Origin of the sequence: Paenibacillus sp. FSL K6-4396 (assembly GCF_038002525.1) — a bacterium.
Taxonomy (GTDB): Bacteria; Bacillota; Bacilli; order Paenibacillales; family Paenibacillaceae; genus Paenibacillus; species Paenibacillus amylolyticus_B.
The window spans coordinates 4,787,700-4,801,974 of record NZ_JBBOCR010000001.1; the positions used below are offsets into that span (position 1 = coordinate 4,787,700).

General features: G+C 47.1%; 10 protein-coding genes. 2 read left to right on the top strand and 8 right to left on the bottom strand.

Going from position 1 to position 14,275, the window contains the following annotated elements:
* Positions 1 to 319 precede the first annotated feature (319 nt).
* The 4 genes from MHB85_RS21060 to MHB85_RS21075 all read right to left on the bottom strand — a co-directional run bounded on the left by MHB85_RS21060 (position 320) and on the right by MHB85_RS21075 (position 5,014).
* Positions 320 to 1,873, bottom strand: a complete 1,554-nt coding sequence (locus tag MHB85_RS21060) for an alpha-L-rhamnosidase-related protein (RefSeq protein WP_341073641.1) — start codon at positions 1,871 to 1,873, stop codon at positions 320 to 322.
* 13 nt (positions 1,874 to 1,886) lie between these two features.
* Complete coding sequence (locus tag MHB85_RS21065; RefSeq protein ID WP_076318917.1) at positions 1,887 to 2,723, bottom strand: carbohydrate ABC transporter permease; 837 nt, start codon at positions 2,721 to 2,723, stop codon at positions 1,887 to 1,889.
* Positions 2,720 to 3,598, bottom strand: coding sequence for a carbohydrate ABC transporter permease (locus MHB85_RS21070; protein ID WP_036614579.1), 879 nt, complete (start codon positions 3,596 to 3,598; stop codon positions 2,720 to 2,722). The genes MHB85_RS21065 and MHB85_RS21070 overlap by 4 nt, the downstream gene beginning before the upstream one ends.
* Before the next feature lie 84 nt (positions 3,599 to 3,682).
* The gene (locus MHB85_RS21075; RefSeq protein ID WP_341073642.1) at positions 3,683 to 5,014 is read right to left on the bottom strand and encodes an ABC transporter substrate-binding protein; all 1,332 of its coding nucleotides are present in this window, start codon (positions 5,012 to 5,014) and stop codon (positions 3,683 to 3,685) included.
* Positions 5,015 to 5,145: 131 nt separating this feature from the next.
* On the opposite strand from MHB85_RS21075, the gene MHB85_RS21080 reads away from it, so the two are divergent.
* A complete protein-coding gene (locus tag MHB85_RS21080) occupies positions 5,146 to 6,954 on the top strand; it encodes a sensor histidine kinase (RefSeq protein ID WP_341073643.1) in 1,809 nt (602 codons plus the stop codon).
* 7 nt (positions 6,955 to 6,961) lie between these two features.
* Positions 6,962 to 8,542, top strand: coding sequence for a response regulator transcription factor (locus tag MHB85_RS21085; RefSeq protein WP_341073644.1), 1,581 nt, complete (start codon positions 6,962 to 6,964; stop codon positions 8,540 to 8,542).
* 532 nt (positions 8,543 to 9,074) lie between these two features.
* On the opposite strand, the gene MHB85_RS21090 is transcribed toward MHB85_RS21085, so the two are convergent.
* From MHB85_RS21090 to MHB85_RS21105, 4 genes are all read right to left on the bottom strand, one after another.
* Entirely contained in the window at positions 9,075 to 9,362 is a 288-nt protein-coding gene (locus MHB85_RS21090) for a stage VI sporulation protein F (protein WP_036614589.1), read from the bottom strand.
* A gap of 115 nt (positions 9,363 to 9,477) precedes the next feature.
* On the bottom strand, positions 9,478 to 11,523 hold the full coding sequence (recG, locus tag MHB85_RS21095; protein WP_076250891.1) for an ATP-dependent DNA helicase RecG: 2,046 nt from the start codon (positions 11,521 to 11,523) through the stop codon (positions 9,478 to 9,480).
* 10 nt (positions 11,524 to 11,533) lie between these two features.
* Positions 11,534 to 12,397, bottom strand: a complete 864-nt coding sequence (locus tag MHB85_RS21100; RefSeq protein ID WP_036614594.1) for a DegV family protein — start codon at positions 12,395 to 12,397, stop codon at positions 11,534 to 11,536.
* A gap of 28 nt (positions 12,398 to 12,425) precedes the next feature.
* Positions 12,426 to 14,234, bottom strand: a complete 1,809-nt coding sequence (locus MHB85_RS21105) for a DAK2 domain-containing protein (protein WP_341073645.1) — start codon at positions 14,232 to 14,234, stop codon at positions 12,426 to 12,428.
* Between the last annotated feature and the right edge of the window lie 41 nt (positions 14,235 to 14,275).

Genomic DNA, 14,275 nt, shown 5'->3' on the forward strand with positions numbered 1-14,275 from the left:
GACTCCAGAAAAACCTATGTTATAATTAGTTGTCATGTTATTCCAATTATTCCCGATCGCTCATCGGCGATTGTCCTGCGAATAATCTTAAGCATCTCAACTCTGACACTCATCGTTCAAGTCTACAACCTTAAAGGAAACCCATATAACTTTATTTTAATATTCGTATTTATCGCTTCATTAATAGCCACTCGTTCTTTTAACGGTACGAACAAAAACAGATAAATAAAAACAATAGGCATGGCTGGCTCTATAGTTCAATCCTGAAACTAATCCAAAAAGGCCAACCAGACGTACCTGATTGACCTCAAGTCCAAAACTACGAAAAATTTCGCCTGATAAAATAACTTGGTGTGCAGCTCCAAGCATGGCAATAACTGTTGACCAAATTGCTGCCATAAGGAGAATACGTTTTGTCGTCCGGGTCGTAGAGCTCCCAGAAAGTGTCCGCTCCATCCTTCAGCATACCGCCCCAATACCTTCGGATCTGCTCCAGTGCCCGCTCCTCTTCCCCGCACATAAGCAATGCATCAACATAATGATGAACCATGTACGGCGTGGTCATGCCAATAGCTTCTTCGTTACTCGTTAACCGATCAAGTAATTGCCGGGCCGCTGGAGCATCCATGATCTCAGCCAGTACCATCCATACTTGCGATGCCCAGGATACCTGTCTTTTTTCACCACTGACGAAAAAGCCCTGCTCACCATCCCACAGATGTGCGAGGGCTGCTTGCTCAGCGTCTTTGATGTGTGCGTTAATCCATTCCTCATACTCCGGCAGCCCTAGTTCTTCGGCAATCAACCTTCCCCTTTTCATACTATAGATGAGAACTGCCTGAGCACCAGCCTGTTTATTTAGTTCTTCATGCCAGTCCAGAAAACAATACCATGTATCGTCATCCCTTACGATGCCCCGCTCATCAAGTCGTTTAAGTCCAATCTCAATCTGCTCTTGAGCGATCGGCCAAAGTTCTTCCAACGTTTCCCTGTCCTTCGTAGCTTCAAAATAGTCCCATAATGTCGCAATAAAGAACAACGCATAGTCATATAGGTAAATGTCATCCACATACGGTTCCGGCTGTTCGTACAAACAGGCGCCTACCTGGCCTCCCTCCAATCTCGTTCCGGCAAAGAGATACAGACAGCGCTTGACGAGATCATTACAGCCGAATGTTTCATAATTGACGAGGGCCTGGAGGCGAAGATCTCCGATCCATAAACGTCGATCGCGCTTCGGTCCATCTTCGAATACCGTCTGCATGCAATCCCGGAGTGTCTTCACGGACACGCGATCTATTTCCAGCAACTCCGTGTCGATACCTTCAGGCAATTGAGGTACTGCCCCTATGTCTGCTGAAGTCACCGTCAAGCAATATATATCGTTAATTCGAATATCGTAACGGATCGACGTTTCTACCACCTCGATTTTCAGATACCGAAAGGCATACCGACGGTCCAGTGTTAGCGTGCTAGGTAACACGTCCACATTCACGATCTCATCTTGAAGCCATGAACGGCTAAGCCAACCCGAATATTCTGCAAAATCCTCACCGACCTCACAGGGCATTTCTCCAAATGTGAGCTTCAACCTGAGAGGTGCATCTGCATTGCTACGTTCGTTAAGAAGCGACAAGGTCAGATAACCGACGAGATGCTCCCCGAAATCCAGCGTAATACTGTCTCCCTTGCGCAGCACTTGATCGGACCAGTGCTCCGCTGGGCCAAGCGACTCAATACGCCATCCCTGAAAAGCCGCCGCATCCGGAACTGCGCTCACGATATGTTCCGGATAGACCTTTTGCTGGCGAAGCTCCGGCATTAGACGCTGTGCTTTTTCCAGCCAGACGTTGTTTATCAATTTTTCATTCATTGCAGTGTCCTCCTTAACCTTTGACCGCCCCAACGGTCATACCACCGATAAAATATTTTTGCAGGAACAAGAACGCCAGCAGCAACGGTAGCGCGCACAGAAAGCACGCTGCGAACAGGACATTCCACTGCGTGGGATTTTGCTGATCGCCCAAAAATCCGAGCATGGCCAGTGGTAACGGTGAATCTCCTGCGCTGGAAATAAAGATCATATTGAAGAAATAATCGTTCCAAATCCAGACACCTTGCGTAATAATGACCGAAACCGTTACCGGAATGAGTAAGGGGAACACGACGGTCCAGAACCGTTGGAATAATCCCGCCCCATCGATGTGCGCCGCTTCTTCTACCTCCTCAGGCACACCACTTCGAATGAAGCCCGTGTACAGGAAAGTTGAAAACGGCAGACTGCACGTAATGAACATGAAAATAGGCGTATATTGATTCGTTGGAATATGCAGTGCATTGATCATTTGCACGATCGGTATCAATACCATTTGCGCAGGTACCACGAGTCCGGACAAAAAAAACAAATACATGAACTTACTTAGCTTTGTCTTCAAACGGGCCATCGGGTAGGCCGCCATCGCCGCAAACAGGACAACAAACACGACCGATACGCCGGTTAACACCACGCTGTTCCATAGCGCTTCCGGAAAGTGCATGCGATCGAAGGCAGCCTTGTAACTTGCAAAAGACATCTCCCGGAACAGGACCAGCGGATTTGTGTTGTTGCTTGGATCGCGGAGTGATGTCGAAAAGGCAATAATTAACGGAATCAGGTTTAACGCCATCACCAACAACACAACGACCTGAACGGACCCTTTCCCCAAAACTTTACGAAGCATCATGCCGACACCTCCCGTTTGTTCATTTTCAGGACAAAAACAGCGGTAATGACGATAATCACGGCAAAGGAAATGACACCAAGAGCCGAAGCTTTACCAAAGAGTTGTTCGGTAAATGCCATCTTGTAGATGGTATAAATCAGCGTGTTGGTAGCCGTGCCGGGACCGCCATTTGTCATGATAAACGGGAAGTCGAACGCTTTGAGTCCATTGATCAAACTTAACGTCACGTTGATTGTAATTGCTGTTGCCAGTAATGGAATCTTCACATGTCGCAGCAATCTCCATGAGCCGCAGCCATCAATCCGTCCGGCTTCCAACAGGTCGCTTGGAACAGTCTGTAGTCCTGCAAGGAAGATAATCATTGTCGTTCCGATCGTCTTCCAGATTTCCACGAAGATAATAGAATACAGTGCGGTCGAGTAATCACCCAGGAAATTCAGTTCATTTGCGATACCCAGTTTATCGAGAAAGGAAGAAATCAGCCCGTAATCCGGCATATAGACGTAGCTCCACAAAAAGCCGACGACAATCGCACTGAACAATGTGGGAATATACGCCAGGGAACGGTAAATCCCGGTTCCTCTTATTTTCATGTTTAACAGTAATGCCATTGCTAAACCGATGATATTGCCAGCTATGACGGTGACAAACGTATAGATCAGTGTATTTTTTAAAGAAATACCTAGGATGTCGCTCCGGAACAATTCCTTATAGTTGTCGAAACCGATATAGTTATAGGCTTGGGCGTACCCGTTATAGTCCGTTATACTGTACTGGAACAACCGCAGGATCGGGAAGATCCAGAAGGTCAGGTAGAAGATCAATGCCGGCAAAGCAAACCAGTACATGGACTTTTTCATTACAGTAGAGCTCATCCTGCTCCATCCTTTCCAAGGGGCCTGCGGCAAGGGAAGAAGGACAATCATTCTCCCCTTTACAGCAGACAGCATCGTTTTGTTCTAGTTTTTCCACAGCTCTCTAAACTTGGTTTCCATGGCGTTTGCCACATCTTCTGGTGTTGTTTTCTGTCCAGCAATAATCTCGGCAAACTTTGCCTGCATGACGTCCGATACTCCGGCTGGCCACATCTGGTTGCTGAAGTAGACGGAATTACCAGTTTGTTGATAGTTGTCATTCACTTCCTTAAACAATTCGTTTTCAAGTTCTACGTCCTTATAGACGCTGATGGAACTGTTGGCTTCCGCAAATGCTTTGAACAGATCGGATTCACCATCAAACAGGTAGTTCAGTACTTCCTTGGCTGCATCCAGGTTTGCCGATTTGGCGTTCAAAGCGTATCCGGCAGATGTTGCAGCAGATACAAACACCGGCTGTTCCGGCTCGTTACCTGGCAATGAAGCGAATCCGCGAGTAAATTCGGCAGCGCCTTTGGACGTCATGGAGGCATAATCCCATGTTCCCGTAAAGGTCATGGCTGCTTTCCCGTCGATAAACAACTGTGCAGATTGGGCACTGCCAATACCAAGCGAGTTTTTAACGACGTAGTTGTTATCATAGAGCCCTTTGTATTTCGATATCGTTTGAACCCACTTTGGATCAGTCAGCGATTTTTCGCCGTTCTGCAGTTTGACATCAAAATCCATCTCATTTGGATAGACAACATTGGCCGCAATCGGGTACATACCGAATTGGATCATCCAAGGGTCCTTATCCCCCATCGCAATTGGCGTTACGCCCGCAGCCTGCAACTTTTGGCACAACTCCAGGAACGAAGGCCAATCCTTCGGAAACTCGGAATATCCGGCCTGCTGTAACAACTCCTTGTTGTAATAAACGCCGAGGAAGTCTAGTCCTTTGGCCACTCCATAAGGTTTTCCCTCATAGGACATATCTGCCTTCGCGCCTTGGCTGATGTTGTCCCAGAACTTCAGATCGGATAGATCAGCAGCAAATCCTGCCTTTGCGAAATCATTGACGCCGCCAGCTGCATTCTTTGGAAAAATCAAGAACATATCCGGCCCCTGTCCAGCCGCAAGCTTGGTACGTACGGATGTATTGTACTGATCATCAGGCAATTTCTGCACTTCAAGGGTAATGTTCGGAAACTTCTCTTTTACCAGACGCGGCAAGGTTTCCAACTCGAAATCCTCTCCATCAGACGCCTTGTTTCCCGATAGCATCATCGTCAACGTAATCGGCTTTCCTGATTCATCTGAACTCCCGTTGCTATTATCCGTGCCGCTCCCCTCCTGACTACTAGAGCTACATGCGCTCAGAAACATCATGAGCAGTACCAAAGTTAGGGACCACAGTCGTTTTCTTTTTTTCATCTTGTCATTCCCCCAATTCATGTTTATTCTTGCTTTGTGCACATTCTCATCATACGGTGGGCAAAAGTGCATTTGCTTTGGCTCGTATGGTGCACTATTTTTAGAATTGACAAATGGCGGGAGGAGCACGTATGATTCTGTTCAACATCAAAACTAAACTTTTTCTGGTCCTCGTCCTCGTATCAATCGTGCCAATTATCGTTGTTTCTGTCAGTTCCTATCGCAGCTACACGAAGCTGGTGAATGAGCAGACCTCTCTCGTGACGTCGACAACTATAGGCAATTCGGTCAAGAGCATGGAGGAAATTTTGCAGAACATCGACCGGATCTCCGTCACACTCCTTCAGCAGTCTTCCAATGCAACCGCTTACAGCACTGTGAGTGATGAACTAATCAAGTTGAACGGTACCAACGATCAATATGAAATCTTCATGATCCGCAGCAAATTGAAATTGATCTTTGAAAACATTCTGCTTGGTTACAATTACATCAATGGTTTGTACCTTTTCACACCTGATGGGAAATGGATAAGTTATGGCAGTAGCGGCACTGACCTACGCCTCGATTATGTCGCACTTCGCGATGAGTGGTATCTGGATACGATCCAGCGTAAAGGCGATTTGTATATTGGTGAAGTTGGCGTCAAACCTTACATCATTAACGCCAAGGAATCCATTGGCTTCTCCAGAGCTCTTTACGATCCCAACAACAACGAGTTCCTAGGCGTGTTTATGCTGGATTGCAGTATGAACATTTTTGACGGTCTAAAACGTAATCCGGCACCAAGCTTGTCCAATCTATATCTAGCGAACGACGCTGGCGAGATCCTGTACTCCAGCGACGGAAGTAGAGTTCACACGCCTCTCTCCGATACTCTGGCTGCGGCAACGCATCAAGTCGGCAACAGTTCACAGTACAAATTCATCCAAGATAACATGATGACGGTAATTCAAAAGGTTCCCGGCCGCAATTGGAACGTGATTGCCAACATCTCTATGGATCGGCTGTATGAGGAGTACAACATCTCGCAAAAGTTGCTGTTATACGTGGCCATAAGTTGTGCCGTCATTTTCCTTCTACTTTCCTTTTTCTTGTCCAATCTGATCACCAAACCCATCATCGAATTGACCAAACTGATGCGCAAAACCAAATCTCATCGTTTTGTGACCATCAAGCCTCAAGTAACGAGGCAAGTCGACGAGATTGGAATCCTTTACCATGAGTTCAACAAAATGATGAAAGACATCGATACGCATATCCGAGAGAGTTACCAGAATAAAATCCTCATGCTGGACTCCCAGATGAAGGCATTGGAAGCACAGATCAACTCCCATTTCCTCTACAATACGCTGGAGTCGATTAATAGCATTGCCGAGATCGAAGAAGTTGAGAGTATTGTGGTGATGACCAAGTCACTCGGGGACATGTTCCGCTACAGCATCAAAACGGACAGCGAGCTGGTCGCGGTCAGCGAAGAAATCCAGCATGTAGAAAACTACATGGCCATCCAGCAGATTCGGTATGGTGACAAGTTCGCGTTCAACCTGAATGTGGACCCGGAAATTCGGAGTCGTCGCATGCTGAAACTTCTGTTGCAACCACTCGTGGAAAATGCCATCTATCACGGGTTGGAGAACAAACGTGGGAAGGGTTCCGTTACCATTACCGGTTTGTTTCAGGGGGACAGCATCGTGTTCGAGATCTGGGACGATGGCGTGGGCATGTCCTCAACGCAAGCGGAAGAACTTCGACAATTGCTCCAGCAGCCACCTGAATTCGTCGCCGTTGGTCAAAGGCATAAACAAAGCATCGGCATCAAAAACGTGCATTCACGAATTGCTTTGTATTACGGAGAGGGTTACGGCCTTTCGTTTCATACCGATTTGAATACAGGAACTCGAATTACACTCGAAATTCCGTCCAATTGGGAAAAGAGGTGACCAAGAGATGTACACGTATATCATTGTGGACGATGAACCCTTGATCCGCAAAGGTTTGTTGAAAAAAATCGGGACTTTTGAGCACTCGCTTGAACTCTTAGGCGAAGCAGATAACGGGGCAGATGCCTTGGCTTTGATTGAATCCTTCAAGCCGGACATTATCTTTACGGACATGCGCATGCCCGAGGTAGACGGCAAGTTGCTGATCAGGACAGTATGCCAGCAATATCCGCGCATCAAGTTAATTGTCATTAGCGGGCATACCGATTTTGATTATATGCAGGAGGCCATCTCTGCGAAAGTTGTAAATTACCTGTTGAAGCCTTTTAGCCGGGAAGAGATCCACGGTACGCTCCACCAAGCCATCCATGCCATCGAACAGGAGCGCTCTCTTCAGCGGGAAGTCGTTCTAAGAGAAGTAGAAACGGAGCAGATGAAAAGGGATGCAGACATGCAAGCCTTCCTGAATTATGTGCTGGCTCCCCATTCGTCCATCAAAACACCTGTGTTCCGCTCTGCGGAATTTGCCGCCATCATGGCATCTGACCAGTTCATTTTATTGACGATTTATGGTCCTCAACCGCTTACAGCACAGCAACTACCTACCTTTTCGAATGGCCTGTACATTCCTCATCCACAAACGGATCAGGTACTGTTTTTCCTGATGCATGATCTGGATTACTCAGGCCAGCTTGATTTGCAGAAAATGGCGGAACAAACTGCGAGTATCATTTTGACCAAATCTGAAACTACGGATTGTTGTGTGGGGATCAGCTTGCCTCATACAGGCATTGGTGGGGTCCGAGAAGCTCATCATCAAACGATCCTTGCGTTGGACGAACGAGCCTTTACCGATTTTGGCAAATGTTACGTATTTTCACGGGAGCAAATTCCACTACATCAACTGAAGTGGGCTCGAACATATGAACTGTTATTTTTTATAGAGAGCGGGAATGTGCCGAAGGTGGAAGAGGTCATCACCGATTTCTTTGCTTTCTACATACGCCAGCCTGACGCTTTGCTTGCCCACCTGAAAGAGCAGTGCAGAGACATTATCACGGAAACCAAACGGCTGCTGAGTAACTATATCCAGAACGGAGGCAACAGTAGCGCCTCTTCCAGCTTGGAGGCCGTCCTGAACGTCTCGTTCGATATGGAGTGCATTAGGCATTACATGGTAAAGGTGCTGACGGAAACAGCTCTTCTGCTTAAGGAAGACAACCCCTACGCATCAGATCAAGTGATCGACAACGTCAGGACATATATCGATAATCACTATACCAAGGATTTAACGCTGGAATGGGTTTCGTCCCTGTTCTACCTGAACCCGAGTTACCTCAGTCATTTATTTAAAGAAAAGACATCCGAGAACTTCACTGATTACGTAAACAGACTACGGATCAGGCAAGCCAAGCAGCTTTTAACGAGCACAGACGATAAAATCTACCGGGTTGCCAAACAGCTGGGTTACGACAATCCAAAATATTTTTTTCGGGTGTTTAAAAAATTGACCGGTTGGACCCCAGAGGAATACCGAAAGCAACACAAATCCTTCACCGCAAAAAACAAGGAACCAGGCCATGCATGATGGCCCAGTTCCTTGTTTTCGTTGTTGTGGCTCTTATCGATCATTCGGCAGGTACTGCCCTTCTTCCATCAGCCCATATTCCTTGAAGCTCGCAAGTAATAAGATGGTCGATTTAACCAACATAACATACTCAATGAAAACTTTGTTTTTGCGGTAACACAAGCAAGGTCATAGGTCATTTCGATAACTAAAACGAATATTCAACAGTAATTGCCACAAGGCTTGTCCCTAGTTATAACAATCAAAAGGGCGTTCCATAAGTCATCTTCCTAACTTATAGAACGCCCCACCCACCTAAAATTACTTCATAAACATTCGATGTAATTTGGTTTTATAAAATATATCAATTTACACAACAACGGAGAGGACAGAAATAACCTAAAGAAGCGAAGCGTGCGCCTTTATCCCCGGATTTTACCCTTGGAAAGGGTCAATCAGAAAATCCGGGGATAACAGCGCTCGGAAGGTTATTCTGTCATCGTAGTGCCCTCGTGTAAACGAATGTTTTTTCCACCCACATTACATCGAATCCCTACCTAAACATCCCCCACAGCTTAATCAAATGAAACGTATTGTTCGGATCAATCTTCTGCGCGAGCACAAACGCAACAAACTGCTCCTCCTGCGCCGGAGAGAAATTCTCATTCATAATGACAGCGGAAGACTTGACCAACCTTCTGACCTTGGCCTTATCTTGCAAATCAGACTTGGTCACGCCATCAATCAACTTTTTGATACGCTCTTTGACAGCGGGATTTTTCATCTTTAATTTGATCCGCTCCACCAGCTGCGGACTAATTCCATATTGTTGATAACCCAAAACGTATAGCACCTCCCAAAAGAATGAACTCACTTCTTATTCATATGTCGGGAGGGCTTGTACACTTGTCTTTTTTTACAAAGGTAATACGAAAAACCCGCTATTATGGCAAGCTTTAGTCAATCAGATCACCCTTGAATACTTGCTGTTGCTGTAGGAAATCACGCAGAGGTGCATAGTCCATAGAGGTCCAGAAGGTCGCATCCTCAATTAAGTGGGTCACGTCATCTCTGGCTTGTTCGAGCACAGCAAAATCGGCAACCATATCGGCAAGACGGAACTCGGGTAATCCGCTCTGTTTGGTACCAAAGAAATCACCCGGACCCCGGAGATCCAGATCCCGACGAGATACCTCGAATCCATCCTCGGTTTCCGTCATGACCTTCATACGCTCCTGTCCGACCTCCGTCTTGGGATCAGCAATGAGTACACAATAGGAAGCATGCGCACCACGACCGACCCGACCACGAAGCTGATGCAGCTGGGAGAGACCGAAGCGGTCCGCGTCCATAATGACCATCAACGTGGCATTTGGCACATCGACCCCAACCTCGACAACGGTGGTGGAGACAAGCAACTGAATATCATTGCTATAGAAGTCCCGCATCATCTCTTCTTTCTCCGCAGCCGTCATCCGTCCATGCAACAGACCTACACGATATTTCGGAAAGTTCTGCTGCATCTGCACATGCAGATCAATCGCGTTCTGGACATCCAGCTTCTCCGACTCTTCAATAAGTGGACAGATCAGATAGGCCTGACGGCCCTGATCCACTTCTCTGGAGATAAACCCGAGCACCCGCTCCATCATATCGTGTTTAACCCAATACGTAGAGATGGGAATCCGTCCTTTCGGACGCTCCGAGATCGTGGATACTTCAATATCCCCAAAAGCAGTAATCGCAAGTGTCCGTGGAATTGGCGTTGCCGTCATCGTTAAAACATCCGGGTTATATCCTTTGCGTCGTAAAACGCTGCGCTGATTCACTCCGAAGCGATGCTGCTCGTCCGTCACCACAAGACCCAGATCACGGAAGAAAACATCTTCCTGAATCAGGGCGTGTGTACCCACCACGATATCAATCATGCCCATTTGCAATGAGGCGATCAGATCTTTGCGTTTGCGTCCATTTACACTGCCCGTTAACAGCCCTACGGTTACCCCAAACGGTTCAAACAGCTTTTGCAGTGAGCGCATATGCTGCTCCGCCAGAATCTCTGTAGGCACCATCAGAGCCCCTTGGAACCCAGATCGAACAGTCGTGTATAGTGCAATTGCCGCAATAACCGTTTTACCCGACCCTACATCACCCTGCAATAACCGATTCATTGCATAGGGCGAACGCATATCATGCAGAATTTCAAGCTCCACCTTTTTCTGAGCATCTGTCAGTTCAAAAGGTAAACTGCGTACAAACTCACGAATCGTCGTATTGTCCGTGGTATGCACTACACCATCCATGCGATTTCGGTTGAGCGCGCGATACGCCTGCATTTTCAACTGGAACAGAAACAGCTCTTCATACACCATCCGCTGTCTGGCCTGTTGACCTTCCCGGTTGTCCTGTGGACGATGAATTCCCGCAATCGCCTGTTTACGAGGCATCAAGCTGTATTTCTTCATCAAGGACTGAGGCAGAATCTCAGGAATCATATCTCCGAATTGAATTAATCCCTGATTGATCGTTTTCCGCATCCATTGTTGCGTCAGTTTGCCGGTTACCGAATATACAGGTTGCAGTGTACCTGAACGCCCATCGCCTTTATCAGGGAACTCCGAGTCAGTCACTGTCATCTGCATGCGTTTTTGTTCCCATTTTCCCGTAATCACAATCTCCCGATTGGGGGTAAGTTGTTCTTTGAGGAAATGGCGGTTGAACCAGGTGGCTGTAATCATCCACTCTTCCGTCATGATCTTACAGGTAAGACGGGACTTTTTACCGTATCGTTGTAATACAGGAATACCCATTACCTGCCCCTGGACCGTAATCTTGTCCCCATCCTTCACTTCACTAAGTGAACGCAGACGATAATCCTCGTAACGGAACGGATAATATTCAAGCAGGTCTTTAACAGTAGAGATGCCAAAGGCGTGAAGCTCTCCCTCTTTGAGAGCACTCACGCCGTTAATTTGCTTAACTGATATTTCTTCCAATTTCATGTCTAATCCCTCATTCCGGAACAGGCCACATAAAGATCGCAATGACACCAGGTCCAACATGACTGCCTATTACGGCTCCAATATTGGTATAGATCACTTCATTCAGTGTAAAATGACCCCGCAGCTGCTCTGCACAAGCGATCGCTGATCCCGGGTCAGCGGTATGACCTACCGCCAGGTTCACCCGTTTGCCTGCAAGATCCTTCTGGAACAGCTCAATAATGCGTGCCATTGCTTTTTTATGACCTCTGACTTTCTCAACTGCGTAGATAACGCCTTCTTCATCAATAGACAGGATCGGCTTAATGTTAAGCAACGTTCCCAAGATGGCTGAAGCTTTGCCAATCCGACCGCCCTTTTGCAGATACTCCAAAGTATCTACAAGAAAGAACAACTTGCGAGATTGTTGCATCCCTTCAATGGCAGCAGTGATCTCGACTGCTGACTTGCCCTGTTCGGCAAGTTCAGCAGCCTGTACTACCATTAGACCGTATCCATACGAAGCTGACTTCGAATCCAGCACGGTGATGTCACCCTCACGCTCCAGCAAAGACTTGCCAAGCATGGCCGATTGATAGGTACCACTCATGCCGGATGACAGGTGGATCGATACAATCGGGCGTTCCGGGTTCTCATCAAGCAATGCTTGGTACACATCCATGAAATCGGTTGGAGATGGCTGTGAGGTTGTAGGCAACACAGATACCTTCTTCAACTTTTCGTAGAACTGTTCCGAAGTCAGATCAACGCCATCTGCATAGGTCTCTTCACCGAATAGAACACGTAGCGGAACAATATGAATCCCGTATTTGCGAATGAGTTCTTCGGGAATATCTGCCGTACTGTCTGTTACTATCGTAACCTTGTGGCTCATGACTCTCCTCCTCTTCGCTAGAGTGCTATTAGGACTCTACGGAGAACAGATAATAATACACCGGCTGTCCTCCAAGATGTACCTCTACCTCAGCATCAGGATACTGTACTTCAAGCCATGCAGCGAGGGCAGCAGTAACCTCAGGGTCAGCTTCGTCCCCTTCAAGGATCGTCACCACTTCATCTCCACTCTCCATCATCTGTTTGAGCAGACCTTCACATGCTTGAAGCATGGTTTCATCCGTCGCTACAATTTTGGAGTTATGAATACCGATATAGTGCCCCGCCTTGATATCCAATTCATCATATTGCGTATCACGAACCGCATGAGTCACTTGACCGGACTGTACCCGGCTGATGGCCTCCAACATTTGGTCACGGTTTGTTTCCGCAGACTCATCTTCTTGGAAAGCAAAAGCAGCAGCCATTCCCTGTGGAATGGTCTTGCTTGGAATAACCGAAATCCGGCGCTCATCTTCAAGCAATTCACGAGCCTGCTCGGCAGCCAGTACAATATTCGAGTTATTCGGGAGTATAAATACCTGCTCCGCAGCAATGGAACGAACGGCTTTTACAAAATCCTCAGTACTCGGATTCATCGTCTGTCCACCGGATAGAACAACATCAACACCAAGACTTTGGAAAATCTCTGCAATACCGTCACCGGAGGATACCGCAATAAAACCATACGGTGCCATCTCATCTGCAGGAAGCACAGCCTCTTCCATACTGCGCGCTGCCTCAGGTGGAATCTCTGCAAACAATTCAGGTGATGGAGCAATGTCCATGCCTGCTGTCAGGAGATCCCGATGCTGTTCACGCATATTGAGAATATGAATCTGTGTAATTTCACCATAATGCAGCGCCAAGTTTAATACATCGCCTGGTGTCTTGGAATGGACATGAACTTTGATGACTTCATCATCGGCAATGATGATGATCGAATCCCCATTAACTGACAACGCTTTCCGGAATGCTTCGTCATCAAATGCCACTCCTGCGTTCTCTCCAAGCTCACGATTAATGAAGAATTCCATATCATACAGGAATTCAATATCTTCCGTTTCCAGTCTCGCCTGAGCAGACAATGGCATCTCCGGTGCAATCACCTGCTGTGCAGGCTTCTTGATATCCACTGCTGTCGGTGCAGCCGGTTTCAAAGCAGATGCTGCCACGGATGGGGTTACTTCTTTGTTCAGCGAAGTACGACTCCCTCCGTCACTTTGCAGCAATACTTCCATAAAGCCCTCGTAGATATATACAAGCCCCTGACCACCTGAATCCACAACACCAACCTGTTTTAGTACAGGCAGTAATTCCGGAGTCATTGCCAGTGCTTCTTTTGCTTTTAACAAAACTTCATTCATTAATTCAGTAATATCATTCGTCCGTCTTGCATAGTAGTTGGCATGTTTCGCCGCTTCCTTGGCTACGGTAAGAATGGTCCCTTCAACGGGCTTTACGACTGCTTTGTAAGCTGCGTCAACACCGTTCTGCAGGGCTGCTGCAAATTGGAGCGTATTCAGTTCCTCATAGGGAGCAGCTGAACGACTAAAACCACGGAACAATTGCGACAGAATAACTCCTGAATTCCCCCGTGCGCCCATAAGCAGGCCTTTCGATAGAATACCGGCAGCTTCGCCGATGGAGGCAGAACTTTTTCTTTTAATCTCTGCAACTCCTGCACTCATTGTCAAATTCATGTTCGTTCCCGTGTCACCATCCGGCACAGGGAAAACATTCAGGGAATTGACGTGCTCTGCATGCTGTCCAAGTTGTTCCGCTCCGGCAAGTACCATTGCGGTGAAATCTGTTCCATTTAAAGAACGTATACTCAAGTGAGAATTCCCCTTCCTAGCTTGATACACGAACACCTTGC

Excerpts from the sequence above, each read along its gene's own strand:
- MHB85_RS21080 (WP_341073643.1), top strand. The coding sequence starts at position 5,146 with ATGATTCTGTTCAACATCAAAACTAAACTTTTTCTGGTCCTCGTCCTC.
- MHB85_RS21100 (WP_036614594.1), bottom strand. The coding sequence starts at position 12,397 with ATGAGCCACAAGGTTACGATAGTAACAGACAGTACGGCAGATATTCCC.
- MHB85_RS21060 (WP_341073641.1), bottom strand. The coding sequence starts at position 1,873 with ATGAATGAAAAATTGATAAACAACGTCTGGCTGGAAAAAGCACAGCGT.
- MHB85_RS21085 (WP_341073644.1), top strand. The coding sequence starts at position 6,962 with ATGTACACGTATATCATTGTGGACGATGAACCCTTGATCCGCAAAGGT.
- MHB85_RS21065 (WP_076318917.1), bottom strand. The coding sequence starts at position 2,723 with ATGATGCTTCGTAAAGTTTTGGGGAAAGGGTCCGTTCAGGTCGTTGTG.
- recG (WP_076250891.1), bottom strand. The coding sequence starts at position 11,523 with ATGAAATTGGAAGAAATATCAGTTAAGCAAATTAACGGCGTGAGTGCT.
- MHB85_RS21070 (WP_036614579.1), bottom strand. The coding sequence starts at position 3,598 with ATGAGCTCTACTGTAATGAAAAAGTCCATGTACTGGTTTGCTTTGCCG.
- MHB85_RS21075 (WP_341073642.1), bottom strand. The coding sequence starts at position 5,014 with ATGAAAAAAAGAAAACGACTGTGGTCCCTAACTTTGGTACTGCTCATG.